2 protein-coding genes and 1 pseudogene are annotated in these 4,525 nt (G+C 67.8%); all 3 read right to left on the minus strand.

From position 1 onward, the window contains the following. A pseudogene (locus ACZ7HQ_RS42010) lies at window positions 1-1,889 on the minus strand (SdrD B-like domain-containing protein); the annotation flags it as partial. 666 nt (window positions 1,890-2,555) lie between these two features. Beyond that, the gene (locus ACZ7HQ_RS42015) at window positions 2,556-3,155 is read right to left on the minus strand and encodes a TetR/AcrR family transcriptional regulator (RefSeq protein ID WP_471001964.1); all 600 of its coding nucleotides are present in this window, start codon (window positions 3,153-3,155) and stop codon (window positions 2,556-2,558) included. Window positions 3,156-3,471: 316 nt separating this feature from the next. Beyond that, window positions 3,472-4,425, minus strand: coding sequence for a PfkB family carbohydrate kinase (locus ACZ7HQ_RS42020; RefSeq protein WP_471001967.1), 954 nt, complete (start codon window positions 4,423-4,425; stop codon window positions 3,472-3,474). Window positions 4,426-4,525: the final 100 nt, after the last annotated feature.

Genomic DNA, 4,525 nt, shown 5'->3' on the forward strand with positions numbered 1-4,525 from the left:
TCCTGGATCCCGTTCTCGTTGGTGTCCTGCCACACCCGGTTACCGATCTGCAACGGCGCCTGATCACACAACACCTCAAGATCACCCATACCGCGGGCCTTGCCAAAGTCGGCGTTCAGGTAGTTGCCCTCCGGGGTGCGTTTCCCCGAGGCGCGGTCGACCCACGCCACGCCGTGACCGGTGACCGGGTCCGTGATCGGGTCCTCCGCGACGAACGGGATGGACGTCTCCGCCTTGTCGATCGCGATACCGCCCTCGGCGGTCTCCTCGTGCCAAGGCGCGGCCCACGCGTAGTCACCCGGGTAGAACTCCCTGACATCCGAGGGCTCCCGGCCACCGTTGGTGCTGGCGTTGGCGTTGTTGGTGCAGCCGCCATTGCCGTCCAGCACGAACATGTGGTTCCCGCCACGGCACGCCCGGTTGATGTCGCCGCCCTGGAATACGTTCCAGGCGGGGTTGTTGGGGGTGCCGGGCAGGTTCGCGCCGCCGATGTCGGCGAGACGGTCGGAGAAGCCGACGACCATGTCACCGTTGGTCTCGAAGTTGATGTCGGAGAGTTCCGGCTCCGGGTTCTGGATGGTCGGTTGGGTGCAGGCCATACCGTCCTGAGTCTGGGGCTTCTTCTCCGTCCAGGGGTACCAGCCGTAGCCGGGGCAGATCCCCGCGTAGTTTCCGACACTGGTGTCGAAACCGCCTCGGGGGTAGTTCAGCGGCTGGTCCATGACCGTGCTGGTGAACTGGCCCGTGACCGGGTCGAAGACCTTCACGATCGCCCGCATGTCGGCCTTGCTCTGCGTGGATTCCCCCGAGCAGACACCGCCCACGTAGACCTTGCCGTCCTGGATGCCGAGGCCGTAGGGGTGCCAGTCGCCGTTGGAGGCGCAGCCCGGGTCCTGAATGGCGTACGACGCCTTGGGTGCGGCCGCGGTGGGCTGCATGGCGTCGTAGCGGTAGAGCCGGCGGTCGTGCAGGTTGACGACGTACAGGTCCTTGCCGTCCGAGGTCACATCCAGGTCGCCCAGCGACTCCTTGCCCACCACGGCGCCGAATGCCTCATCCATGTTGGTGGTCATCTGGTGAGGCGTAGTGCCGGCGTTGGGGACCGTCGTGAAAACGGTGGTCGCCTTGGTGGCGGGATCCGTGCGGTAGATCGCTCCGGGGCCTCCGGGACCGTAGCTGGTTCCCCGCTTGGCATAGGCGGCAGAGAAGACCTGCTTCGTCACCTTATTGTAGCCGATGCCCCATACAGTCCCGATATTGGCGTTGGTCGCCAGGTCGGTGACCTGGTTGTACGCGCCACGCGCGTTGAACGGGAATGATGTCAACGTACGTTTTGTGCCCGGTGACGGTGCCGGAATATCCGCGTTCTGGCAGGCGGTGACCAAAGTGGCGTTCTTCTGGCAGTAGTCCTCCGGGCTCCAGAACGAGGTCGTGACCTCCACGTTCTTCCCCGCGGACAGGTCGACGAACTCCACGTTCGACGACAGCACCGTCGGGTCGATCAGAGTCGTACGAGGCGAAGCCGCACCCGGGTAATACACCTTCGGATCCGGGTTCTTCGCCTCCACCCGGTACTTACCACCGCTCAAGACCGTGCCCGGCGACAGCTTCACCGTGCCGTCCGCCTGCGTCACACCGGCCACCGACCGACCCGCGTCGTCGGTGAGTGTGACCGTCACACCGGCCCAGCCCGGCTCCAGCGCCTGATCCCACCTCCCGTTCGCATTCACCTCCCGCACCACACGGATCGTCGCCGTACCATCCCCCGCATCGGCAGACGCCGGCGCCACCGCCGCAAAAAACCCCGCCGCCCCCATCGACACCGATAACGCCGCAGATAATCCCAAAGACATACCACCGGCCCAACGCCGGCGCTGCCGTTGATCCATTACAAGCCCTTCATTCATCGGAATGCAGGTGATCCTTTATGAGGACCGATCGCACTTAAGAACCGCACCATCGCCCTATATGACGATCACGCGTTCCGAATGGGTGAAACGCCTCGGCGAGACTGGGCCACCTACGGTGAACACGCAAGGAGAGCCTTCCCCAAGGCCGGGTAGTTAGCGTATTTCCGCTGGTGACAAGGGGGTTGAGCGAGTTCTCGGGCTGCTGTAGGTGGCGGGGTCGGTCTTGGTGATGAGTCCGTTTACGGCCCATCTGTCGAGTTGTCGGTACATCGTGCTGAGGGTGATGTCGCCGAGGTGGCGGGCGAGTCGCGGGTGTGCCACTGGCGTTGGGGTGCTGCGTGAAGGAGGTCCAGGACGCGCTGTCTGCGCCGGTCGGCGGCCGGTGTGTGCCGATCGTCGTGTGAGAGGGTGGGCAGGTCGGGATCGGGTTCGAGGATGGTGACGGCGAGGTCGGTGACCAGGCGGCTTGTGTCGGGGCGGCCGTGGTCTTGGCGTTCGGCGTGCCGGGAGACCGATGACCTGACCTTTCGGGTGGCGTCGCCCGACTCCACGAGAGCCTGCTGGGTCCACCGACCAGCGCGCGCCTCATGATGCGATCCGTGATCGTCTTGGCGCCACGCGGCCGCCGCATGCCGCGTGCACAGGTCAACCGGATGCGGGCCGCAGGTTGTTCATGAGCAGGCCGAGGGTGAACTCGAAGCGGTCGTGTCCGGTGCCGGAGGTCAACTCGGCGGCATGGCGTCGAGTTTGCGGGAACTTCTCGGCAGGCAGCGCGGTGAAGCGGTCCAACAACTCCTCGCGGCTGAGCACCCATTCGTGATCCTGGTGCTGGCGCCGTTGCTGGACCAGCGACTGCTCCAGTGCATAGGCGCTGACGTAGAGGGACAGCGCGTCGCGGGCCCATCCGGCAGTCCTGGGTTCGATGCCGCCTGCGAGCATGATCGCCAGGATTCCTTCGCCGACCCGCAGCGTTTCCAGGTTGGTCGGCGCCATGGCCAGCGCGGCGCGCGAGACTCCGGGGTATTTCAGGTAGAGATCACGGATCTGCGTGTACACGCCGCGCAGCTGCTCGCGCCAGGCAGCCGGGTCCGGTTCGGGGGGCACGACCTCGGTGTAGAGCCTGCCGATCAGCAGATCGTCGATGTCGTCCTTGTTGACGATATGCGCGTACAGCGACGACGGACCGGTGCCGAGCACGGCGGCGACCCGGCGGATGGTCAGCGCGTCATACCCCTCGGTGGCCACGACTTCCAGGGCGGCGTCGGTGATTCGTTCGACGGTGATCGGCTTCTTGCGGGGTGCCGACGCGGCGAGCTGCGCTGCGGGTTGGGCGTGGCGAGCTGCGCTGCGGGTTGGGCGTGGCGAGCTGCGCGGCGTTGGCGGCGGGCGTTGTCAATGCAGACGGCGGCGCGGGCTACGAGCTCGTCCGCGAGACTCACGTCGTGCGGACCGAAGGGATCCGGGCATCGGGACTGCACCCAGGACCGAGTGGACTCCGCGGGAGCGGGCCGTGGCCGCCCGGTCCAGGTCCTCCGGCACCCAGCTGCCGGAGGAGGCGTGGTCAGCCAGTAAGAGACCGGCCCGGAGCGTGGGCCCCGGTCCCGTCGAGGCGCGCCCGCTCCTCCTCGGTCCGCGGGGCGGGGGACCCGGATGCCGCGGTGGGCCGGCCGTGGCCGAAGGCGGCCTCGACGAAGCACTGGTCGTGGGCCGACTGCGCGCCCTGGCGCAGGGCGCGCTCCAAAGAGGGGCGGGACGGCGGGGTGCTTCGGGACCAGCGGTCCCGAAGCAAGGACACCGCGAAACCGGCGAGGAAGGCGTCGCCACAGCCCATGGTGTCGGCCATGGACCGCGCGTCCGCCGCGTACGCTGGTGCCGTCACCAGTATTCGGCCGTCGTACGCGGTGGCTCCCGCCAGGCCGCGGGTGGCCAGGGCCATGCCCGCTCCCCGTGCCAGCACGGACTCCAGCAACCGATGGGTGGCCGTCTCGTCCAGGTCCGAGCAGGACAGCAGGGCCAGGTCGAGGTGGGGGCAGACGCGGTCGAGGTAGGCGGGGGAGCGGAACTCGTCGTCGTCGGAGAGGTCGAAGCTGACCAGTGCTCCGGCAGCGGCGAGCTTGGGCAGCTCGCTCTCGGTGTGCGAGTAGACGCTGGAGTGCACCAGCGAGAACGACGCCGCGTACGCCAGCAGGGCGTCGTCCAGGACGAGTGGTTCGCGTACGGTGACGCCGCCGCCGTTGTAGCCGAGGAACACCCGGTCGCCGCCTTGGATATGGAGGGTGGAGACGCCGGACTCGCCGTGGCGTACCACGCTGCGCTCCACCGCGACGCCTTCGGCCGCGACCGCCGTACGGAGGAAGGTGCCAAGGTCGTCGTCTCCGAAAACCCCCAGATAGGCGGTGTCGAGACCGAGACGGCGGGCGTAGACGGCGACGTTGACGCAGTTGCCGCCCGGGTAGTCGATGCCGCGGTCCACGAAACGGTCCACGACGTTGTCCCCGAAACCGAGGATGTTCATCAAGTCTCCAGAAGCGCGGGGGGCGCGGGGGGGGGGGGGGGGCGGGCTGGGGGGGGGGGGGGGGGGGGGGGGGGGGAGGGGGGGGGGGGGGGGGGGGGAA

Source organism: Streptomyces sp. NPDC037290, from assembly GCF_055603245.1.